The organism is Methanospirillum stamsii (assembly GCF_003173335.1).
Taxonomy (GTDB): Archaea; Halobacteriota; Methanomicrobia; order Methanomicrobiales; family Methanospirillaceae; genus Methanospirillum; species Methanospirillum stamsii.
Genome location: NZ_QGMZ01000031.1, coordinates 14,983 through 36,111 on the forward strand (window position 1 = coordinate 14,983; position 21,129 = coordinate 36,111).

Consider the following 21,129-nt stretch of genomic DNA (forward strand, 5'->3'; position numbering starts at 1 on the left):
GTTATTCCTTTTAGCATATTGGAAAACAAAAATAATTACCTCAAATACCAGTCCTGAAACATGAGTACTGGCGTGCTGCTGCTGCCGGATCAGATGACTCATAAATTGCCCTTCCAACAATGATTCCATCCACAATACCGGCGATTGCATCCGGATCCCCGCCCTGGGCACCAACTCCGGGTGAGAGGATCTTTTTATTCCCGATAAGACTGCGCAAAACTGCGGTCCTTTCAGGCCGTGTAGCTGGTGCAATAATTCCATCTGCACCCGCTTCACAGACAAGCTCTGCAATCCGTTCAGCAACCCCGCCATGGAAGAAATCAACTGCACCGGGATGACTCATCTCCGTCACCACATAGCACTCTCCCATGTTTTCATGAGCGGTCTCCACACATGCCCGGACAGAATCATGTCCGACAAATCCATGACAAATGATAGCAGAAAACCCGCGGGAAAAGACCTCCTCTGCAATAAGGCGTGTGGTATTGGGAATATCTGCAACCTTAAAATCAGCGATCAGGGGTTTTTTGTATTCAGATAATATTTCTGCAATTCCAAGACCCTCAGCAAGTACCAGCGGATACCCGATTTTTACTTTGTCAATATAAGGCGCTGCCTTTTGAACAATTGAGACGGCCTTGTCTTTTTTCATGACATCGAGGGCGAGGATTATTTCAGTCATACAATTCTCTCCAGTGCTGCAGAGATAATAAGAGGCAGGGTGATGGTTGCATCCCCATAGACGGTAACCGTCTTTGCATCCTCATCCACTTTACCCCATGACCTGGCTTCATCCAGGGTAGCTCCTGAAAGACCACCGAGATCAGGTCGGTCACCGGTAAGCTGTACTGCATAAGTAAACCCTTTCGGAGTCATCAGCATACTCTGCAATATATAATTCTTCGGGACTCCCCCTCCGATGAGAAATGCTCCGGCAACTTCTGCTGAAAAACAGATGTCCATAATCCTGTTCATATCCGCGAATGCATCAACAACAATCTTGTGAGTCTGCCTGTAGAGCCAGAACTGCAGACCTATCATTGAATCCTGAACTGCCGGACAGAAGACAGGAATTTTGTTCCGGGCAGCAGTTGCAAGGATCCCGGTTTTTAAATGAGAACCAATGTGTTCTAAAAGTTCGGAAATTGAGAGAACTGAGCCATCAGGAATTTTTGAAAGGACATCCTGCATAAACTCTTCAAATTGAATAAAAGACTCATTCGGAAGATAGACATCATATATACGGTTGATCTCATCATGCCTGAGTTCTACATCATTGCACTTTTCCGTGCCCCGGTAATGATGACACCCGATTGCCTCGATGACATCATGAGTGAGATTGGCACCGGTTGAGACGAGAGCATCAACATATCCTGCATCCATCAAATCTGAGATGATCCCTCCCATGCCTGCCGGAACCATGGCACCAGCCAGTCCGAAAAAACGGGTCATATCTTTTCTTTCGAACATCGTACCGGTTATCTGCACAGCACGGGTCAGAGCCCCGCCATTATATGCGCCTGCCTGTTCCATCACCTGTATCAGGTTTTCAACCGTCATACCAGGTTTCAGATGCACCTGCTTTACCGGCACTTCACATTCCATACCCCTTATAATATGCGCTCAAATACCAAGTATCTGATGTATCATAGTCAGAGGTCAGGCGAAACAAATCCTCGTTTCAGGGGCCTTGAAAGATGCCTCCTTGAACCAGGGGGAACTTCATACCACCCCTGACTGATTGCCCGGTCCTGATACTCATTCTCATAGGTACGTTCCCGATGACCACAGGATCGACATTTATATCCCTTCCCTGACCCGGCACTGGTCATCCTTTTATTGCAGACCGGACAGACCGGGACTTTTTTAATCGCGTAAGGTTCTGCTGAATACAGAAAAAACTTCTCAAGGTTCAGGGTATCCCTAAGAAAACTTCCGGCTGCAAGGATTACATCTCCTTTCCTTAGCAACCGGACATAATCCCTGAACTTCTTGGTGGGCTCGAACGCCATACACAGTATTGTGGATGATTCAACCTGGAGACGGAACGATACATGACCACCTTCCTTTGTAACCGGATCTTCAAGAACCGTTCCCTTCATAAAATACGAAACACCCTCATGAAGATTGTCTCCGGTGAATAAGACCAGATGAGCATCGGTGCCCTGATTTGTCTTCCAAATATGGAATAAATCATATGGTTCTGAATTAATCACAGAAGCGGCATGAGCAACGGAGAATGGAGAATCTCCACGAATCCCATATAAAACAGGATCCGGACTGTGAGGGATACAGACCGGACGGGCTTCATCATAATCCCAGGTATCCCAGGTTTTAGGTGAAGTGAGTTCTTCGGATAAGAAAAAACTATCGGCATCAAATATTCTGGGAACTAAAAACCGATCTCTTTTTCTGTACGCCAGGAATTCCCAGGTGAAATCAGAAAACTCACTACATATTGCTGCAGTAGCTCCGATAAGACCACGACCGAGTTTGTACTCCTGATGGTACAAAGCATATTCGGAGATTATTCTCTTCGCTTCCTCGATTGAACAGATATCAGTTACTGCTTTTAAATAAAAATCTGAAGGGGGTTTTCTTAACGATACCACAATTCCAGGATGAGTATTCTGACAGGACAGGACCGCATGGGAGCTTACCATCTCACATGCTACCATGAAAGCATAAGCGGGATCTCCTTTGATTTGCAGACAAATCGCAGCATTTCCGCGAGTCTTATAGGGAATTGTCGGATTGAGGCGTACCAGTCGCGACTCTAAAACCCTCATCCCGGATTTCTGCAATGTTTGTGCGAGTAAAGTACCAAGCCATGTTGTGCACATACCCTCAGGAGCATCAGTATCATCAAGACCGAGATAAAAAAGAACATCACTCATAACATCGTTTTCCGAGCAGCGTTGCGTTGAATATTCATATTATTCATTCTTCAGGTTTGACCGTTTTATTCAACTGCGCACCGGATTGCTTATGTACAGGAATAATACAAGTATCATAAACGGTAAATGTCCCAGGATCGTCTGCTCCGTAATGTCATCAGTGTGATGATTATGGCCGGATACGAAGTGTCCGAGCTTTTTGCAATGAGACCTAAGAGTTTCGACATTATTGCAAGTAATGGAGATCAGATCCTTGTCCTTAAGGTTATTTCGCACATTGACAGTATCAGCGAAGAGAATGCCCGTGATCTTGACAGGATAGCACGAAATCTCTCCGGTTCACCACTCATTGTCGGTGAAAGAGCTCGTGATGCTGAACTTGAACGTGGCGCAGTTTATGTACGGTATGGTATTTTTGCAATAAATTATCCAACCCTTCACGACTATTTTGTAGAAGGTTCACCTCCCCTGATTTATGCCTCGCCGGGTGGTTTATATGTTAATATCAGCGGGGAAAGACTTCGGGAACTCAGAGAAAACTCCAGTCTTTCACTGGGAGACCTCGGGCAGATTCTGGGTGTCTCCCGCAGAACCGTTGCTAAATACGAAGCCGGAATGGGAACCACCATTGAGATTGCTCTTCGAATCGAGGAAACCTTTGATTCCGGCGTGGTCGAACCAATAGACCTTATCCAGTATAATTCTCATTTTGAGGAACCGGCAAAAAAACCAGATGAGATTCCTATCAGAGCTGTTATTGAGGAGATGGGAATGGATATCCAGCCGATGTATCGTGCTCCCTTTCAGGCACTGGTCAGATATGATTCGCATACAATTCTTACCGGATATGGTTCATCCCAGAAATTGTCACGACGTGCAGGGATCATCGGCAATATTTCCCAGGTGACGCGGACACATGCCATGTGCATTATGACCGATGATCAAAGACAACGCAGAATCGGACGTACACTTATGATCAGCGAAGATTCCCTTCTTTCTCTTGATGAACCTGATGACCTCATCAACCTGATATTAAACTGATATTTTTATATAGAACCACTAAACAACCTTATCCTACAACGTGGTGATATTTTATGGCGACACAACTTGGAGGACAGCCAATTCTTATCCTTAAAGAAGGAAGTTCCCGTACACGCGGGCGCGATGCACAGGGCATGAACATCGCCGCAGCTAAGGCCGTTGCCAATGCAGTCCGGACTACTCTCGGACCAAAGGGCATGGACAAGATGCTGGTAGATACCATTGGTGATGTTGTAATTACCAATGACGGAGTTACCATCCTCAAAGAGATGGACATTGAACACCCGGCTGCCAAAATGATGGTGGAAGTCGCAAAGACCCAGGATGACGAGGTCGGTGACGGAACCACTACCGCTGTAGTTATTGCCGGAGAACTCCTGAAACGCTCTGAAGAACTCCTTGAACAGGATGTTCACCCGACGGTTATCGCACACGGATACCGGATGGCAGCAGAGAAGGCACAGGAACTGCTGAAGATCATTGCAATCGACGTCAAGGCAAAAGATACAAAGATTCTGAAGAAAATCGCCGAGACCGCAATGACCGGAAAGGGCGCAGAAGCAGCAAAGGAAAGCCTTTGTGACCTTGTAGTCAAGGCAGTCACCATGGTTGCCGAGACTGATGGCTCGGTTGACACTGAGAATATCAAGATTGAAAAGAAAGTCGGTGGGTCAATCGAAGATTCCGAGATCATTCTTGGAATGGTCATCGACAAGGAACGTGTACACCCGGGTATGCCTGAAAAGGTTACCAAAGCAAAAATAATGCTCCTCAACGCAGCTATCGAGTTCAAGAAAACCGAAGTTGACGCAGAGATCAATATTACAAGCCCAGACCAGCTCCAGGCATTCCTTGACGAAGAAGAACGGATGATAAAGTCCATCGTCGACAAGGTTATCAAGAGTGGTGCAAAGGTTGTCTTCTGTCAGAAGGGTATTGACGACATTGCTCAGCACTATCTTGCAAAGGCAGGCGTTCTTGCAGTCCGCCGTGTCAAGAAATCCGACATGGAAAAACTGAACCGTGCAACCGGTGCATCCATCATCTCCAGCATCGATGCAATCCAGGGTTCAGAACTTGGATATGCAGGAATTGTTGAAGAGCGGAAGATCTCCGGCGAAGAGATGATCTTTGTCGAAGAATGCAAGAACCCAAAAGCAGTCTCCATCATCGTCCGTGGAGGAACCGAGCATGTTGTTGCAGAACTTGACAGGGCATTCGAAGATGCAATCCGTGTTGTCGGTGTTGTCCTCGAAGACAAGAAGTGTGTAGCAGGTGGAGGAGCTCCGGAGACAGAGCTGTCTTTACGCCTTCGTGAATACGCAGCAAGTGTCGGTGGACGTGCCCAGCTCGCTATCGAATCATTTGCAGCAGCACTCGAGATTATTCCCCGGACTCTTGCAGAGAATGCAGGTCTTGACCCGATCGACATGCTTGTTGAACTTCGTGCAGCCCACGAAAAAGGTCAGAAGACAGTCGGTCTGAATGTCTTTGAAGCAAAACCGGCAGACATGTACAAGGAAGGAGTTGTCGAACCACTGCGTGTAAAGACACAGGCAATTGCAAGTGCCGCAGAAGCCGCAGTTATGATCCTGCGTATCGACGACATTATCGCATCAGCCAAGTCAGCCGCTCCGGATATGCCACCAGGCGGAATGGGAGGCATGGGCGGTATGGGTGGAATGGGCGATATGGGAATGGGTATGTAACCCTCCCAACCACCTGATATTATTAAAAAATAAAAATTATTCTTTTTGGGATGAAGAGGACTCAATTGTCCCGGTTAAAATCTTTTTAACATCAACCCAGATAATAAGTCTTTTTTCTGATTCATGCGTCACTGATTCATCTTCTGTTTTAAGTGAATCATCTTCTCCAAGTTTAATGATACCCTGAACATAATCAGTGAGTTGTTCATCCACTCCCCTTATATTCGTATCAATATTCTTTTCATCTATGGTCAGAACACTGTGGACTTCATCAACGATGACACCAACACTGGTATTTTCAAAAGCATCCGGAATTAATACCATTATCTTCTGTTCTTCCCGTTCCTTCGCAGGAGATATTCCCAAAAGATGATGCAGATTGATAATTGTAGTGATTTCACCACGGAGATTTAGAAGACCGGTAACATGAGAAGGAGCACGTGGAATCGGGGTAATAGGTAGCATCTCAACAATCTCCCTTGCGATTCCAATATCCATGGCATATGATTCTCCTCCAAGATCAAACTCAAGAATCTCAACAACCATACCTGATGAGTAGTACAATCTTTGAAGGTTTGAACTTTTGGAATCAAAAACGATTGAAAAACAAAGGAGATAAAATAATCAGGGAATGTGGAAATGCAGGAGAATAACACCTGCCTTTATGTGCTGAACAAAACCCCCCGGAAATCTCATGCCTGATATATTCTCACAACTTCCCTGACGATATTTCTTTATTTTAAGAACAGCATATATATTTTTTGTATTCTTTTCTCGAATAAGGCACAGAACATCTGAAAATTACGATTCGTCAATGAAAATCTGAATGTATGGAAACAAACATTTTAAGAGGAAATAATCAAATCTTCAACTCATATTATTGATTAATTACCTGTACAGAAGAGAGATTTTTAAATTTGTTGTCCGATATATGGAAAACATTATATTATCTCAAACAGCCTTATTTTTTATAAATCAATACATATACGCGCAAAAAATTCTAGGTAAATCCAACCATCAAACTTCACCTGCGGCATACTTTACCATTCAGGTGAAAAAATCAAGAAGGAATCCTTTTCACCTTTACCGCAAAAGGATTATTATCTGAAATTTTTGTGAATGCTCTGGACAGGGATGAAATATGGTAGGAAAACCGCTAAAAGTGCTATTTGTTGAAGATAATGAGGATCATGCATTTCTCGTTATTCATGAATTAAAAAAAGGAGGATATGAACCTCAATTAAAACGCGTAGATACATTAGAAGAGATACGCTCAGCTCTTGACAAGGAATCATGGGATGTATTATTATGTGACTACAGTCTTCCCGGTTTTACCGGAGTAGATGTTATTCAGGATTATCGTAAACGTAATCTGGATTATCCTTTCATTGTTGTATCCGGAGAAATCGGAGAAGATACTGCAGTTACCCTGATGAAACTGGGTGCTCATGATTATGTGTTTAAGGGTAACCTCCAACCCCTGCTTCCGGTAATTGAGAGAGAGATTCGTGAGGCGGAAAACAGGATAAAAAGAAGGGAAATCGAAGACCTTCAAAGAACTGAAGCCATAAAGTTCCATGCCATGATTGATTCATCATATGATGCAATTACACTTTTTGACAATGATGTGCTCATAGAGTGCAACAAAACAACCTATCAGATCTTCAGGGTTCCTGGTCAGGACACAATAATTAGCAAATCCATCTACGCTCTGGCCCCGGAAACACAACCAAACGGAACAAATTCACACACTTTCTTCAGCCGGGCTTTTTCTTCTGCATCCAAAGGGATATCACAGGATTTGGAGTGTGAATTAAACCGGTTTGATGGCTCCGGATTTGACGCGGAGATGACACTCACCTTACTGGATCTGCCTGAAGGTCCACGTATCCAGGCAACCTTCAGGGATATCACCGAACGTAAAAAAACCGAACGTGAGATGCAGGATCAGTTAGAGACGATAAAAGAACTTCAGCAGCAGGAAATGACCATGATCAATCAGAACCCGCTGCCTCTGCTCCTGATGGATCTGAAACTTAAAATTCTGAAAGTAAATGCATCTTTTCTTGAGATGAGCGGGTATACCGAAGGTCAGTTACTCTCAATGCGGGCAAATGATTTCAAAGTCCTGGAAAAAACCGGTTCGGGATTAAAAGAAGCACTGAAAACAAAAAAAGCAGTCACCGGACAACTTATCGTTGAGTTCCCTGCAGGTGTTCATCATATTGAACAGGATATCATCCCTCTTCTGGACAAGCATCATGACGTCATCAGTATCATGTCCACCTACAAGGACAAAACGAATGAAATCAAGAAAGAACGAGAAATAGAACGAATGATTAAGGAAGCTGAAGAACATGCCGGTTTCCTTGATGTGGCTGCCCAGGATATCGGAGATGCCTTTGCTTTGGTTTCACGGGGAGATTTGACTACGCAAATTACCAAACGGGAGAATGATCCCCTTCTTGCCGTTAAAGAAAATGCAAACAAAACGATTGAAGAGTTACGAAAAGCGCTTCTGGAAGTGAGCAGGGTTTCAGCCAGTGTATCAGAAAATATGACCGAAATCAGTAAAGGCTCTTCAGATATTGCAACAGCAACACAACAGGTAGCAAAAACCACCATGCAGTCTTCTGATATCGGGAAGAATCTGATTGAACATATGGAAGACATCACAAACCAGATATCCACCCTTTCAGCTTCAAATGAAGAAATAACCAGTACAAGCCAGGAAGTCCTCAGGCATGCGAGGGATGTTGCAACCCGCGGTAGTGAAGCTCAAACGCTTGGAAATGAAGCAAATAATAAAATGGGGCTTGTGATGCAGATAGCACAGGAGAGTGTTGAGGATATCGATGAACTAAATGCCCAGATCCGGGAGATCAATAAGATTGTTAAGATGATCAATGATATTGCCGGACAAATCAATCTTCTTGCCCTGAATGCTGCGATAGAAGCAGCCCGTGCCGGAGATGCCGGAAGAGGGTTTGCAGTTGTTGCAGGAGAAGTGAAAAACCTGGCTGCTGATGCAAGAAAGGCAACAGATCATATCGCTGATGTAATTACTGCCATCCAGCATAGCAGTGAAAAAACCTCAACCGCCATCCGATCCTCTCATTCTGAAATTGCTGTCGGTGTTGAAAGCGTAAATAAAACAATCGAATCTTTAAATATCATGGTTGACGGTGCATCTGAAGTTACAAGGGATATGGGAGAGATAGTCAGGGCTATTGAGGATCAGGCTAACATCGCAACCAATGTTGTGAATACTGCACAAGAGGGAATAAATCTCACAACCGATAATCTCTCCCAGATTGAAGAATTATCAGCTCTTACAGAATCAGTGAGTGCTTCGGTTGAAGAGATAAATAGTGCCATTCTTGAAGTTGAAGAACTCTCCGGAGAACTTCGAAGCCAGGTAAACGCATTTAAAATATAGGGTTTTTAGAAAAAATTCTGAGTGGCATAATAATATTCCCCGTCAAATGCCACCCCTATTCCGATTTTTTCATGAGCAGGAAGCAAGAGTGCTTCTTTATGGGGTGGACTGTCCATGAAAGATTCAACAGCAACCCTTGCTATTTCGTCAGGATCATCATTCATGATCTCCCCAAATCCATACACATTCTTTTCAACAGGGATCTTCACGATGTTTTCCCCGATTCCATAAAACGAGGTCCCGTCCTTCAGGTTTTTTAACTGGCGATAGTGATGGCGGTCAGCCCGGTCTGCCGGGTCTTCACCATCCGGATTGGTATGATCAAAGAAATTTCTTGCGGCCATATCTCTGCTATGTTCAAGGGCAATGACATCAAGAGCCTTATCTCTCTTTAAAAGACCTAAGGAACGAATTGTACGTTCGTCATTGGATAAATCCAGTATGAGATCTGCAATTTTATCATTCAGCCACTCCTGTGGCCGGGAATATGTCCGGTTAATGGTAACAGTCCCACCGGTTATCACATCATTACCCGAATTTGGGTCAGGAGTCAGAGAAAAACCCTTTCCAAGAATTGCTCCTGCATAATACGTTCCGGGTGATATATGTTCAGGAATGGACCCAAGAAGCTCACGGTGAGCTGATTCACCCGGACGGATAAATGAAAACTCCACTGAACCAATCTCATAATCTGCAGACGTTATCTCCTCATCAGGAGAGAGGTACAATTGTACCGATCGGCTCATTGAGATTATGTGACCATAATTTACAACCTCAACACTACTATAAAACGGACCGCCCGGTGCTGAAAATGGCTGCACTTCAATCTTGGTCAGCCCAAGATCTGCAGATTGTTCGTCTGCAAAGGAAAACCCGGGGATGATGATAAAAAAACAGGAGATGAGTAAATAAAAAATAATTATTCTGAAATTTTTCATAGTATACTTAAATTTAAGTCTTATTCGGCAATTTAGTGTTTTTGGTGTTTTAATACCTGAACCATCTCATCATGACGATAGCATCTTCGGTATTGGAATAATAGCCACATATCTGAAATACGGGCTCATACCCAAGACGGGTGTAAAATGAAATCGCTGATGAGTTAGAGACTCGGACCTCCAGCTGCATGGCAGTCGCCTTCTGGATAATGGCTGCGTTTTCAGCCCTTCTGACAAGAGCTGCACCTACACCATGCTTTCTGCTCTCCGGATCTACAGCCAGACTGCAGATATGCCCATATCGTTCTTCACCGGTGTCTTCAACGCCACATATAATATACCCGCATATTCCTTTTGCATTCTCTGCAACAAATACCGTATCTGAAAACGTTACGAGGGCCTCCTCAAGAGTCTCGCGTGCCCAGGGGTCAGGAAAAGAGATTCTTTCAATATCCTGAACCGAATTTATATCTGCCGGACTCATCTTACGAATCCGGTGACTGTCTTCCCTCATCAATGCCAATACAGATCTGTCAGTGTTATCATATAGAAACAAGGGCATATAGGTAAGAACACCTGGTGCCTGACATGGTTCATATCTATCCATTTAAAGCGGTAAGACCTGCCCCTGGAAAGGCAGAAGATATTGCCGCAGTACCGTATGATGTAGTAAATGCTGAAGAAGCACAAGAGATCATCGGAAAAAAACCGTTCAGTTTTTTAAAAATCAGTCGGGCTGATGCATTACTTCCTGACAAAGATCCCTATAGCAGGGAAGTATACGATCTTTCACGGAAAATTTTTGACGATTACCGAGACAAAGGGCTCCTCATCCAGGATGAAAATCCTGCTTTGTATATCTACCGGGTTCATGACGGAGATAAAACCTACACAGGTATTGCATGTTGCGCAGATACCCGTGAATATGAGAGCGGTGAAATCAGAAGACATGAACTGACCAGATATGATAAGGAGGAAGACCGGACCAACCATATCGATATCATAAATGCAAACACCGGCCCGGTTGTTCTCCTTCATGGAAGTCATGTTGAGATTAAAAAGATTCTGACCAGTGCAACAAACGAAAAAGAGCCGGATGTTATCATTACTGCACCAAATGGAAGCAGGCATGAAATTTTTTCCATTACCGAACCGGAAATTGTTGAGAGATTATGCCAGATTTTTGTATCAATTCCGGCTCTTTACATTGCTGATGGTCATCACCGGTGCAAATCAGCGGTAAATGTCGTTGAAAAACGCAGTAAAAACGGGATAAAATTACCAGAAGAAAGTCATCATGTTTTGGGAGTAATTTTTGCTGAAGATGAAGTTAAAGTTCATGGATACAGCAGACTGCTCACAAATTTAGCTCCTTTAACACCTGACAGTTTCTTAAAGAAAATTTCTGACATTGCCCATGTAACACCTTATGGTGATGCAGACAAAACAGAGTTCACACTCACTCCAAAAATCGGAAGAAAAGGAGACCATATTTTCCACTTGTATCTGAAGGGAATCTGGTACGAATGTGTCATACCACATAACCCGAAGATGAATGAGATTCAGTCTCTGGATGTAAGCGTTTTCCAGGAACAGGTGCTTATCCCCTTCCTGGGAATTACCGATCCGCGGGGAGATCCACGGCTTCAGTACCTTGGCGGAGCACGACCGATTCGTGACCTGATGACAAAAGTGGATAGTGGTGAATATGCAGTGGCAATTGCCATGCAACCAGTAGACGTCAGGACGGTTTTTTCAATTGCTGATGCCGGCGGAATTATGCCTCCGAAATCAACATGGTTTGAACCAAAACTCCTGAGTGGACTGCTGGTTCATCTTCTCGAATAAACACCTTTTTTTAAAAAAAGTTTAGATCTCTGCTGCTTTGATGGTATAAGCAGTCGGAGGTACCGGTATCGTAATATTTAGGTCATCCGGAGCGGTGATATTAATGTCAGACGAAATACATCCTTCAAACTTTGATGGATTGATACCGGCAATGTTCATGTCTTCTGTAAGATAACTACGGGCAGTCAGAGTATATTGGGCACTGCCTCGTTTTCCATACACCTTTACATAATACAGATTTTCAGTGTCAGGATGGGTTATCCCTACATAGGCATTACTTCCAATACCGGTATCCGCTGCTACAGCCATACAGGGCCGGTACTTCGGATTGCATCCGGAGTAGACATATAAATCAAAATCAGGCCCGCAATTTTTTGTAACGAAAAGATCAACGTCTGATTTACTCTGCATCAAAGGAGCGCCAATATCACAGGAACCTGAAAGAACCCATTCAACATATGAACGGTTTCCGGTGAGACGGTATGCAAATGTCTTTGATTCTCCTGCATTTAAAAATCCGGACTGAACATTGTCACGGTACACCGCAGGTGGAACACAATCTGCCATGTTGTAACAAGGGCTTCCATAACAAGAGGTTGTCATCGGGCATTCTTTATTGATAACAAGGGTAAACTCAGAAAACCCGGTCCTTGATTCTACAACGACGAACCATTCTCCGGAATCAAGATGCATCTGTTGTGAAGATGCGGCATCCATTGAACTGACATCAGCATAATTTATCACATGAATAGGTGAAGGAACCCAGGTACTGGATGCCTTCTTTGCATAGAGAGAAAACAGGCTTCCCATACTTCCATCAAGTTCCAGTGTTGCCGTACATGGCACTTCAATAGTATACATTTTATTCTGTCCGGCATAGAGTGCATTGGAAAATGATTCAGATGAGGCACCACTAACCAGACAAGGCAATGAGAGTAACACAATAACAACGAGAATAATGAAAGATTTTCTACCTTTTATCATACGTACCCATCCAGCTCTAACTCTTTGATCAGAGAATCAGAGTAATGAATCTTACCAATTACACGTGAATAGAAAAAAGGATTATTGAGAGGAAACGGATACAAATTCTGCTGTTGGAGCAGCAACAGAGGACGTTACTGCCGTATCAGAACCTGATCCGGTCCCTGCACTTGCATAGGTTATTGATGTTGATGAAGCATATACCGGTGCAGATGCGACAATGATCGGAGTGTCGCCATAGCACTTGTAACTGTTCATCCGCAGATTATACGTTCCACTACCGCAGCGTGCATAAACCATCACATAATAGGTTGAACCCCGCTGTGGATTGGCAACTGACACGTAAGCATTTGGTCCGTTTGCATAGTAATTCGTGTAACAGTATGAATACTGGGGATTACAGTCCTTAAAGATATAGATGTCGAAATTGGGATTATACCAGGAACCACCGGTAAAGACCTGACTGCCCATGGATGAAACAATGATCGGAGTGTTTCCACCAGATGAACCGGTCAGAGTCCATTCAATCTGTGATCTTCCATCAGTCGGGATGTAATACCCATATACTGCAGCCTGACCTGCATAGAGGTACCCGGAACGATCTACAGTCTTATATGGGCTGCATGGACCGGGATAGGGTGGAGGAACTACGGTCGGAGAGGGTCCGGGAAAGCAATTACTATCTGCCGTCACATATGCAGTTCCACTTCCGGATCGTGCATACACGACCACACACCAGAGCCCCTGGTCCAGATATAACGTTGCACTTCCCCCCGATCCACTGCTATATGCATACTTGTCATAATGACTCATGATATAGTCGTTAGACGGGCATGTCCCCACAGACCCGTAATTTTTCATCGCGTAAAGATCAAATGACGCTCCATACGGAGACTGAACAGTGATCTGGGTACCACAATTCCCATAGACCCCGATTTCATGCATGGCTGCAGACCCCTGCCAGAGCATGTACGACTTGGGAAAGTCAGTCGTGAATGCACTGACTGATGAGGCAATCAGGGCACAAATAACCAATACAAGACAGGCTATTCCAATATTCTGTAATTTTCGCATAATATCACTCCCCAAGGCCTGTGCCTTGTTCTGCTTGTTACTATCTTATGAAATATGATTAAAGTTTTCTACGATCATGTTCCGATAATCCGGAACAAAAAAAAAAGGTTTCCGGAAATTAGCAGCTCACGATCCTTCCGAGATCACAATTTCTGCAGTTGGTGCAGAAACTTCTGATCCGGCTGCTGTGTCTTCAGATGAGACAGAAGCGGTAGACATTGCAGCATCCATCCCTGCAGATGCGACGATGATTGGTGTGCTTCCTCCACTACCAAAGCACTTGTACCCGCTATAATTCAGGTTGTATGTACCACTGCCACTTCTTGCATAAATCATGACATAGTAGTATGAACCGCTTGAAGGATTATTGACGGAAACATATGCATTCGGCCCGTAGGAATAGTACCGGGTGTTACAGTAGGAATTCTTCGGATTACAGTCCTTGAAAACATACAGGTCAAAGGAACTACTTCCGCCATAAGAGCTTGCCTCTACTGATTGACCGGCAGAAGCAACAATTATCGGAGTGCTTCCACCTGAACTCGACGATGATAATCTCCATTCCATTTTAGAACGTGGATCATCAGGCATAACATAGTATCCATATACTGCGGCTTGACCCTGAATCAGGTCACCAGTCCGGGTGTCAGACTTGTAAACACCACAGGGTGTCGGATAAGGTGTTGGATATGGTGTTGGATATGGAGTCGGATACGGACAGTTCGAGGTTACCCGAAGTGAATACGATCCGCTTCCTGCTGCACAGTTGACAACCAGGCACCAGGTTCCGGCTTCAAGAGTCATGGATGCAGTTCCGCTGTATCCACGTGCGACCCGGTCATAATTATACAGAATTGAGTTTGCAGTGGGGCATGAACCATATCCCCATTTCTTCTTTGCATACAGATCAAACTGTGCTCCATAACTGGAGGTAACTGTTGCAGTTCCCGGACAGTTCAGAGTGACTTCATACACCTGTGAAGTCTTACCCTGCCACATAGAGGCCTGTTGTTCGCTAAGGACACTCACATCTTCCGCAGATGCCGGAATTGCCACCAGAGCACATACAATGAGCATCAGGCATGTAATGCCAATTTTCCAGAAGTTTTTCATCATTCCACTCCTCAAGGCTTCATGCCTTGTGATGAAACATACTCTCATATGTGACCTTATAAGGCTTGTTGTCTTGAAATATCGAAAGTACAATGTTTTTTACAAAAAGGAAAAGTCACTACTAACCGGCATTCTATTGGCGCCGGAGGGTTTTTTCTCATAAACTCTCATAAAATGATTATCGGGATATGATGTGCTCACCTGTATACAGGGAGACCACGCCACCAATCACGATAACCGCCGGAGGGCGCACCTCTCTTTCAAGAGAGAGAGTATGAATGGTTCTCAGTGTTCCGATAGTCTCCCGTTGGTCAGGACGAAGACCCCGTTCAATGATTGCAACAGGTGTTTCAGGGTTCATTCCGTTTTGGACAAGGACATCTGCAATTTTTCCGAGGTTTTTAACACCCATTAAAATCACAATGGTCCCGGTGGTTTTTGCCAGCCATTCCCAGTCAATTGCGGACTCTTTCTTGGCAGGATCTTCATTTCCGGTTATTATTGTTACTTGAGATGCATGTTTTCTGTGTGTTACCGGTATTCCGACCGATGCAGGAACGGCAATCGCACTGGTGATACCCGGAACCACCTCCACCTGAACATTATGCGCTCTGCAAATCTCAAGTTCTTCGCCGCCTCTTCCAAATAGAAAAGGATCTCCGCCTTTTAATCTGACAACACGAAGGCCCTGTTCAGCATACCTGACCATCAGTTGTTCTATCTCATCCTGTTCCCGGACATGATGGTCACCATATTTTCCAACATCTATCTTTTCCGCATGGTCCGGAAGACTTGCGAGAATCTCTTCTCCTGGCAGCTGATCATACAGGATGACCTGTGCATTATCAATTACTTCCCTGGCTCGGTGGGTCATCAGAGATATCCCTCCAGGACCTGAACCAACCAGGTAAACTATTCCTTTTTTATTGTCCATGTGTAATCCCCAGTCTGGAAAATGCTTCCCTGATTAGATCTCCTGCTTTTTCCCGGACTTCCTGCCCGAACATTTCGGCATCCTGTAAATCAGATACTAATCGTTCAAGCCTGAATTCCCGGTCTCCTTCAAGAGACATCACCTCGGTTATCATGTAGCGGTCTTTGCAGTAGACCCCGAGAGGAGTAAAGCATCCTCCTCCTATCTCTTCCATCACCCGTCTTTCAAGCATGGTATCGATTCGGGTCACCGGATCATCGAGTTTCTCCATGATTTTAGTTATTGATGGATCCATACGGGTTACCACGGCAATGGTTCCCTGGTTTGGTGAAGGGACATGAATACGGGGATCCATCCGGTGCCCGTCAAGGGTCATGGAAAGCCGCTCAAGACCTGCTTCAGCAAGCACAATACCATCATAATCACCGTTTCGAAGTTTTGCAAGACGAGTATCTACATTTCCCCTGAGCGGACCGAGAGAGATGTGAGGAAAACCACGACGAAATTGAGCAGTTCTCCTGGTACTTGATGTCCCGATGGAGCGTATATCAGATAATTCCTTATCAGTCACAAGAAAATCAGCAGGTGAATCCCTGGGTAATATTGCGGAGGTGACAAGACCATCAGGTCGAACGGCCGGAATATCCTTCATGGAATGAACGGCAAGGTCTATGGTTCCTGCAGTTAATGCATCATCAAGGGCCCGTACAAACACACCCTGACCACCTATCTCATGAAGTGGAACACCGGTCTTTTCATCCCCTGCCGTTGAGATAAACACTATCTCGGTCTCTTCTCCCAGATCTTCCAGCAGCCTGCAGACCTTTTCAGCCTGGGCACGTGCCAGCCTGGAGGCCCGGGTACCTACACGGAGAGGCATGATGCATACGCTGAAGAGAGGTATTCAACATCAGAATCCGAATGAGCCAGAGAGAGGAAGTTGGTTTCAAACTGTGACGGGGGCAAAAAGATCTTCTTTGCAAGCATCTTCTCCCAGAAAGCCCGGAATATTATGGTATCTGACTCCTTCGCCTGTGAATAGTTTTCCGGCGGGGAGGAGCGGAAGAAGAACTTGAACATGGAGCCTAGTTTCACAAATGAGCCGCCTTTATCCTGACAGGCCTCACCAATCCGGGAGGTTGCTGCATCCAGGGCACTGTACATTCCAGGCATTTCATGAATATGTGAAAGTGCAGCAACACCTGCTGCAAGACTTAACGGATTTCCGGAGAATGTTCCTGCCTGATACACCGGACCAGCAGGTGCAATAAGTTCCATTATCTCTCTTTTCCCACCAAATGCAGAGAGTGGCAGCCCTCCTCCTATTATCTTCCCAAGAGTGGTGATGTCCGGAGTTACATTATAATACTGTTGTGCTCCGCCGATACCCACCCGGTATCCGGAGATGACCTCATCAAAGATAAGGAGCACATCATGTTCGGCAGTTATCTTCCTGACTTCCTGCAGATACCCAATCTTTGGAAGGATAGGGCCGATATTACCCATGACCGGTTCCATGATCATTGCTGCAATGCTGTCCGGGTTTTTTTCTAAGACACTAACCAGAGATTCCGGATCATTATAGGGAACCTGACGGGTATGCTTTACCACATCTGCAGGTATTCCTGCCGAATCCGGCTGACCGAGAGTTGTACACCCGGAACCTGCCTGGACAAGCACCCCGTCATGTGCCCCGTGAAAACCACCCTCAATCTTTACGATATCAGGTTTTTTCGTATACGCTCTCGCAAGCCTGATGGCAGCCATGGTCGCTTCTGACCCGGTGGTAACAAACCGGACCATTTCAATCGATGGGAAATCTGCAATCAGGATTTCTGCAAGGTCAATTTCTGCCGGTGTCGGGGTCCCGTAAAGCCATCCATTATCCAGGGCTTTTCGGATAGCATCCTTAACAGGAGGACAGGCATGGCCCAGGATAAGCGGACCATATGCACCACAGCAATCAAGAAGACTCTCCCCGTCTGCGGTAAATAATCGCGACCCCTCACCTTTCATCGTGTAAAAGGGATATGGCTGAATTGCCCTGACCGGACTTGACACTCCCCCGGGCATTATCTCCCTGGCTTTTTTGAAATATTCACTACTGTTCATGAATCCACCTGCATACCTCTTCGGCAAAATACGTGATTATCAGGTCTGCACCAGCACGTTTTAGTGAGATCAGACTCTCTATCACCACTCTTTTTTCATCAAGCCATCCATTTTGTGCTGCAGCACGGATCATGGAGTATTCTCCGGAGACCTGGTATGCTGCAACCGGAAGCCCGAGTTGTTTGATATCGGTAATAATATCCCCAAACCATCCAGCAGGTTTTACCATGAGGATGTCTGCTCCTTCTGCAGCGTCAAGCTCAGATTCCCTGTATGCTTCCCGCCTGTTAGGTACCGGAGCCTGGTACCCGGTCCGGTCTCCAAAAGAATATCCCGAACCTGCTGCTTCCCTGAAGGGTCCATAGAGTGACGAAGCAAATTTCGAGGAGTAGGACATTATCAAAACATCCTGGTGTCCGTAGTCATCCAGCGCCTCCCGGATTGATGAGACCATACCGTCAAGCATACAGGAGGGAGCGACAATATCTGCCCCTGCCTCTGCTTGTGACACGGCTATCCGCTGCATCATCTCAAGTGAGGGATCATTTAAGAGACACGGGCCATCACACGACTCACCGATAACCCCGCAATGACCATGATCCGTGTATTCACAGGCACAAAGGTCGGTGATGATAACCATATCCGGACAGATGGACTTCATCTCCCTGGTTACCTGCTGGACTACCCCGTCTGATGCAAAAGCCCCGGAACCTTCTGCGTCCTTTTCTTTTGGGATTCCAAATAATAACACTGCACGAATACCTGCATTATATAACCGGGTTACAACATCTCCGGCCTTCCTGACCGGCCATCGGAATTGTCCGGGCATTGCCTGTATTGGCACGGCTTCTTCTGCCCCTTCGTCAAAAAACAAGGGAGCGATGAGATCATGATTCGAGATCCGGGTTTCTTCAAGAAGGGGGATTATTTTTCTTCTGCGAAGTCTTCTTAATCGAACTTGCGGGAACATATCATTTCTCCTCTGGTTATTGCACCAACCAGTTCCTCTGCGAGTTGCATCTCTCCACGTTCTGCACAGGCACGAATACTTAAGGTTACATCGGTCAGGAGTTTCCGGGTAATTACCCTTGTCAGGTCGTCAATTACCTCATGATACCGATCATCATATCCGGATAACCGTGAAAGAGCCTTGTCACGCTCCCTGGTCCGAATCTGTTCAGCCCAGCTGTGGAGTGTTCCAAGCACCTCATCTGCGGCCTTCCGGTTAAAAAGGCGAATAAATTGCACTAACTCTTGGTCAAGATACATCCGTACCTTCTCTGCCGCTTCCTTTCTGAACCGGGAGGTATCATCGTTTACTTTCCGGAGATCGTCAATAGTATACAGACATACTCCCGGAATTGTCCGGACAGAATCCTCAACATCCCGTGGCTGGGCAATGTCTACAATAATAAGTGGGTGGTTTTTCCGGTCAAGTGGCCATGAACGAACCTTTAGTGCTTCGTTCAGTTCATCGGCCCTGATAACCGGATGGGGAGCAGCAGTACAGCAGATAACAACGTCAGACAAAGTCAGGTACCGGTACAGGTCAGTCATCGGAACTGCTGTCCCCTCTACTTTTTCTGCAAGGATTTGTGCACGGTCAAATGTGCGGTTTGCAACATAAATCGCAGAGAGATCTTTTGCAGCAAGAGCCTGGGTCACCAGGACACCCATCTCACCGGTCCCAAGTACCAGGATGTGACGACCATTCAGGGATCCCAGTTGCTCTTCAGCAAGCAGAACCGCAGCAGAACCAATCGATACTGCACCCCGGTTAATACCACTCATACTCCGGGCTTCTGATCCGGCATGAATTGCTTTATTGATACAGAGGGTGATAAGCGGGTCAGCAACCGAGCGTTCTTCAGAGATAGAAAGTGCTTTTCTGAGCTGACCAAGGATTTGGTCTTCGCCGATGACCATGGAATCAAGTCCTGCAGCAAGGTCCAGAAGGTGAGAAAGAGCAGCGGTGTCTTCCCACACCTGCCAGCCCGACCTTCCTTCACTCTCCATGAAAGACACCAGAAGATCTGCACTTCCGTGTACAATGACCTCTATCCGGTTACAAGTCTGTAAAAGTACTACACCCTTGAACCATTCCCCGGCACGGGAGAGGAATGCCTCTTCATCCAAAAACCTGACCGCTTCCATGTCAGCTACCGAGGCGATGTGATGAGAGATTCCGGTTATGGTCAGAGGAGAAAAGAGCGCATCCTTCATGATCCATACCTCTCCCTGATATATTCCCTTGCGTTCATTTGTCCTTTTGAAAGGGCTTTTCGTGTTTCAGGGTCACGTAATGCAGTATAGAGAATGGATTGACCGGATATCGGATCGGCATGGTCTGTACTGAACGATTCCCGGATCCATTCACCAAGCTCAATGAGTTCGTCCATATCCGGGAACGTTTTCTCCATTTCTTCACGTATCAATCGTGAAACTGCAGGAACAGATCCAATGGTACTGATAGCAAGAGTAAATTTTTTCCCGGTTACTTTTGCCGGGAGGAATACATCACCGGGATTACCTGATGCAACATTACAAAATACATGCACGGACTCCGATGCCTCCCGGATGATATTGTTCAGGTCAGGATCTGATGTTGCAGCAATTACAAGAGCAGAATCCTGTATAAGCGGGCAGATTGAATAAGCATCAGGACTCAGGTCCAGTACCTCCTGTCTGACCGGAATCGAGGAGAAATCCGGGTGAAAGGAACGACTATATACCGTTACATCAGCTTCTTCTACAAAATAGCGGGCTTTTCTGGCACCCACAGCCCCACCCCCGAATATGATAACTTTCCTTCCGGTAAAGTCTACCATAAGGGGAATCATCGTATGAGGTTAGTGGCATGGAAATATCAATCTGTCCAATTATTCTGATGATTATTCATACTTATACGAGACATATCATTTCGACATTATTATATATCCAAAAAGCTCACGTTATAGAGCACTTCATGCGTTGATAGTGTAGTGGTCATCACTAGGCGTTGCCAACGCCTAAACCCGGGTTCGAGTCCCGGTCAGCGCAT

The 21,129-nt window shown here is 45.5% G+C and carries 19 protein-coding genes and 1 tRNA gene; 5 read left to right on the forward strand and 15 right to left on the reverse strand.

The window, feature by feature from the left end:
* Positions 1-40: 40 nt before the first annotated feature.
* From pyrF to DLD82_RS13695, 3 genes are read right to left on the reverse strand one after another with little or no spacing between them, the layout of a single operon-like run.
* Positions 41-682 (reverse strand): orotidine-5'-phosphate decarboxylase, encoded by a 642-nt coding sequence (gene pyrF, locus DLD82_RS13685; RefSeq protein WP_109941693.1) that lies wholly within the window; start codon positions 680-682, stop codon positions 41-43.
* On the reverse strand, positions 679-1,605 hold the full coding sequence (locus DLD82_RS13690; RefSeq protein WP_109941694.1) for a deoxyhypusine synthase: 927 nt from the start codon (positions 1,603-1,605) through the stop codon (positions 679-681). The genes pyrF and DLD82_RS13690 overlap by 4 nt, the downstream gene beginning before the upstream one ends.
* Before the next feature lie 47 nt (positions 1,606-1,652).
* Complete coding sequence (locus DLD82_RS13695; RefSeq protein WP_109941695.1) at positions 1,653-2,897, reverse strand: tRNA(Ile)(2)-agmatinylcytidine synthase; 1,245 nt, start codon at positions 2,895-2,897, stop codon at positions 1,653-1,655.
* 126 nt (positions 2,898-3,023) lie between these two features.
* Between DLD82_RS13695 and DLD82_RS13700 the strand changes: the two genes are divergently transcribed.
* Together DLD82_RS13700 and thsA are read left to right on the forward strand one after the other, a co-directional pair.
* Positions 3,024-3,938, forward strand: a complete 915-nt coding sequence (locus DLD82_RS13700) for a transcriptional regulator (protein ID WP_109941696.1) — start codon at positions 3,024-3,026, stop codon at positions 3,936-3,938.
* Positions 3,939-3,991: 53 nt separating this feature from the next.
* Positions 3,992-5,647: a thermosome subunit alpha gene (gene thsA, locus DLD82_RS13705; RefSeq protein WP_109941697.1), complete on the forward strand. Its 1,656-nt coding sequence runs from the start codon at positions 3,992-3,994 to the stop codon at positions 5,645-5,647.
* Positions 5,648-5,683: 36 nt separating this feature from the next.
* On the opposite strand, the gene DLD82_RS13710 is transcribed toward thsA, so the two are convergent.
* Positions 5,684-6,193, reverse strand: coding sequence for a chemotaxis protein CheW (locus DLD82_RS13710; RefSeq protein WP_109941698.1), 510 nt, complete (start codon positions 6,191-6,193; stop codon positions 5,684-5,686).
* 595 nt (positions 6,194-6,788) lie between these two features.
* Between DLD82_RS13710 and DLD82_RS13715 the strand changes: the two genes are divergently transcribed.
* Positions 6,789-9,086 (forward strand): methyl-accepting chemotaxis protein, encoded by a 2,298-nt coding sequence (locus DLD82_RS13715; protein WP_109941699.1) that lies wholly within the window; start codon positions 6,789-6,791, stop codon positions 9,084-9,086.
* A gap of 5 nt (positions 9,087-9,091) precedes the next feature.
* Here the strand turns inward: DLD82_RS13715 and DLD82_RS13720 are convergent, their stop codons facing one another.
* Both DLD82_RS13720 and rimI read right to left on the reverse strand, forming a co-directional pair.
* Entirely contained in the window at positions 9,092-10,024 is a 933-nt protein-coding gene (locus tag DLD82_RS13720; RefSeq protein WP_109941700.1) for a CAP domain-containing protein, read from the reverse strand.
* Between the two features lie 49 nt (positions 10,025-10,073).
* Complete coding sequence (gene rimI, locus DLD82_RS13725) at positions 10,074-10,631, reverse strand: ribosomal protein S18-alanine N-acetyltransferase (protein WP_245920454.1); 558 nt, start codon at positions 10,629-10,631, stop codon at positions 10,074-10,076.
* On the opposite strand from rimI, the gene DLD82_RS13730 reads away from it, so the two are divergent.
* Positions 10,613-11,872: a DUF1015 domain-containing protein gene (locus tag DLD82_RS13730; RefSeq protein WP_109941701.1), complete on the forward strand. Its 1,260-nt coding sequence runs from the start codon at positions 10,613-10,615 to the stop codon at positions 11,870-11,872. The genes rimI and DLD82_RS13730 overlap by 19 nt on opposite strands.
* A 21-nt stretch (positions 11,873-11,893) precedes the next feature.
* Here the strand turns inward: DLD82_RS13730 and DLD82_RS13735 are convergent, their stop codons facing one another.
* From DLD82_RS13735 to DLD82_RS13775, 9 genes are all read right to left on the reverse strand, one after another.
* Complete coding sequence (locus DLD82_RS13735) at positions 11,894-12,856, reverse strand: hypothetical protein (protein ID WP_109941702.1); 963 nt, start codon at positions 12,854-12,856, stop codon at positions 11,894-11,896.
* 81 nt (positions 12,857-12,937) lie between these two features.
* The gene (locus tag DLD82_RS13740; protein WP_109941703.1) at positions 12,938-13,930 is read right to left on the reverse strand and encodes a hypothetical protein; all 993 of its coding nucleotides are present in this window, start codon (positions 13,928-13,930) and stop codon (positions 12,938-12,940) included.
* A gap of 126 nt (positions 13,931-14,056) precedes the next feature.
* Positions 14,057-15,046: a PPC domain-containing protein gene (locus DLD82_RS13745; RefSeq protein ID WP_109941704.1), complete on the reverse strand. Its 990-nt coding sequence runs from the start codon at positions 15,044-15,046 to the stop codon at positions 14,057-14,059.
* A 175-nt stretch (positions 15,047-15,221) separates the two neighbouring features.
* Positions 15,222-15,977, reverse strand: a complete 756-nt coding sequence (gene cobA, locus DLD82_RS13750) for a uroporphyrinogen-III C-methyltransferase (protein WP_109941705.1) — start codon at positions 15,975-15,977, stop codon at positions 15,222-15,224.
* Positions 15,967-16,857 (reverse strand): hydroxymethylbilane synthase, encoded by an 891-nt coding sequence (hemC, locus tag DLD82_RS13755; protein WP_109941706.1) that lies wholly within the window; start codon positions 16,855-16,857, stop codon positions 15,967-15,969. Before hemC ends, cobA begins: the two co-directional genes overlap by 11 nt.
* Positions 16,842-18,089 carry a glutamate-1-semialdehyde 2,1-aminomutase gene (hemL, locus tag DLD82_RS13760; RefSeq protein ID WP_109941707.1) on the reverse strand — a complete coding sequence of 416 codons (1,248 nt, stop codon included), beginning with the start codon at positions 18,087-18,089 and terminating at the stop codon, positions 16,842-16,844. The genes hemC and hemL overlap by 16 nt, the downstream gene beginning before the upstream one ends.
* Positions 18,079-19,059 (reverse strand): porphobilinogen synthase, encoded by a 981-nt coding sequence (hemB, locus tag DLD82_RS13765; protein ID WP_109941708.1) that lies wholly within the window; start codon positions 19,057-19,059, stop codon positions 18,079-18,081. The genes hemL and hemB overlap by 11 nt, the downstream gene beginning before the upstream one ends.
* On the reverse strand, positions 19,038-20,312 hold the full coding sequence (gene hemA, locus DLD82_RS13770) for a glutamyl-tRNA reductase (RefSeq protein WP_109941709.1): 1,275 nt from the start codon (positions 20,310-20,312) through the stop codon (positions 19,038-19,040). The genes hemB and hemA overlap by 22 nt, the downstream gene beginning before the upstream one ends.
* A complete protein-coding gene (locus tag DLD82_RS13775) occupies positions 20,309-20,929 on the reverse strand; it encodes a precorrin-2 dehydrogenase/sirohydrochlorin ferrochelatase family protein (protein ID WP_109941710.1) in 621 nt (206 codons plus the stop codon). The genes hemA and DLD82_RS13775 overlap by 4 nt, the downstream gene beginning before the upstream one ends.
* A gap of 127 nt (positions 20,930-21,056) precedes the next feature.
* On the opposite strand from DLD82_RS13775, the gene DLD82_RS13780 reads away from it, so the two are divergent.
* Positions 21,057-21,128 (forward strand) — tRNA-Gly (locus DLD82_RS13780).
* Position 21,129: the final 1 nt, after the last annotated feature.

Excerpts from the sequence above, each read along its gene's own strand:
- hemC (WP_109941706.1), bottom strand. The coding sequence starts at position 16,857 with ATGCCTCTCCGTGTAGGTACCCGGGCCTCCAGGCTGGCACGTGCCCAG.
- DLD82_RS13740 (WP_109941703.1), bottom strand. The coding sequence starts at position 13,930 with ATGCGAAAATTACAGAATATTGGAATAGCCTGTCTTGTATTGGTTATT.
- DLD82_RS13720 (WP_109941700.1), bottom strand. The coding sequence starts at position 10,024 with ATGAAAAATTTCAGAATAATTATTTTTTATTTACTCATCTCCTGTTTT.
- hemA (WP_109941709.1), bottom strand. The coding sequence starts at position 20,312 with ATGAAGGATGCGCTCTTTTCTCCTCTGACCATAACCGGAATCTCTCAT.
- DLD82_RS13690 (WP_109941694.1), bottom strand. The coding sequence starts at position 1,605 with ATGGAATGTGAAGTGCCGGTAAAGCAGGTGCATCTGAAACCTGGTATG.
- DLD82_RS13700 (WP_109941696.1), top strand. The coding sequence starts at position 3,024 with ATGTCCCAGGATCGTCTGCTCCGTAATGTCATCAGTGTGATGATTATG.
- rimI (WP_245920454.1), bottom strand. The coding sequence starts at position 10,631 with ATGGATAGATATGAACCATGTCAGGCACCAGGTGTTCTTACCTATATG.
- cobA (WP_109941705.1), bottom strand. The coding sequence starts at position 15,977 with ATGGACAATAAAAAAGGAATAGTTTACCTGGTTGGTTCAGGTCCTGGA.
- DLD82_RS13715 (WP_109941699.1), top strand. The coding sequence starts at position 6,789 with ATGGTAGGAAAACCGCTAAAAGTGCTATTTGTTGAAGATAATGAGGAT.
- DLD82_RS13695 (WP_109941695.1), bottom strand. The coding sequence starts at position 2,897 with ATGAGTGATGTTCTTTTTTATCTCGGTCTTGATGATACTGATGCTCCT.
- DLD82_RS13730 (WP_109941701.1), top strand. The coding sequence starts at position 10,613 with ATGGTTCATATCTATCCATTTAAAGCGGTAAGACCTGCCCCTGGAAAG.
- DLD82_RS13745 (WP_109941704.1), bottom strand. The coding sequence starts at position 15,046 with ATGATGAAAAACTTCTGGAAAATTGGCATTACATGCCTGATGCTCATT.
- DLD82_RS13775 (WP_109941710.1), bottom strand. The coding sequence starts at position 20,929 with ATGATTCCCCTTATGGTAGACTTTACCGGAAGGAAAGTTATCATATTC.
- pyrF (WP_109941693.1), bottom strand. The coding sequence starts at position 682 with ATGACTGAAATAATCCTCGCCCTCGATGTCATGAAAAAAGACAAGGCC.
- DLD82_RS13735 (WP_109941702.1), bottom strand. The coding sequence starts at position 12,856 with ATGATAAAAGGTAGAAAATCTTTCATTATTCTCGTTGTTATTGTGTTA.
- hemB (WP_109941708.1), bottom strand. The coding sequence starts at position 19,059 with ATGTTCCCGCAAGTTCGATTAAGAAGACTTCGCAGAAGAAAAATAATC.
- hemL (WP_109941707.1), bottom strand. The coding sequence starts at position 18,089 with ATGAACAGTAGTGAATATTTCAAAAAAGCCAGGGAGATAATGCCCGGG.
- thsA (WP_109941697.1), top strand. The coding sequence starts at position 3,992 with ATGGCGACACAACTTGGAGGACAGCCAATTCTTATCCTTAAAGAAGGA.
- DLD82_RS13710 (WP_109941698.1), bottom strand. The coding sequence starts at position 6,193 with ATGGTTGTTGAGATTCTTGAGTTTGATCTTGGAGGAGAATCATATGCC.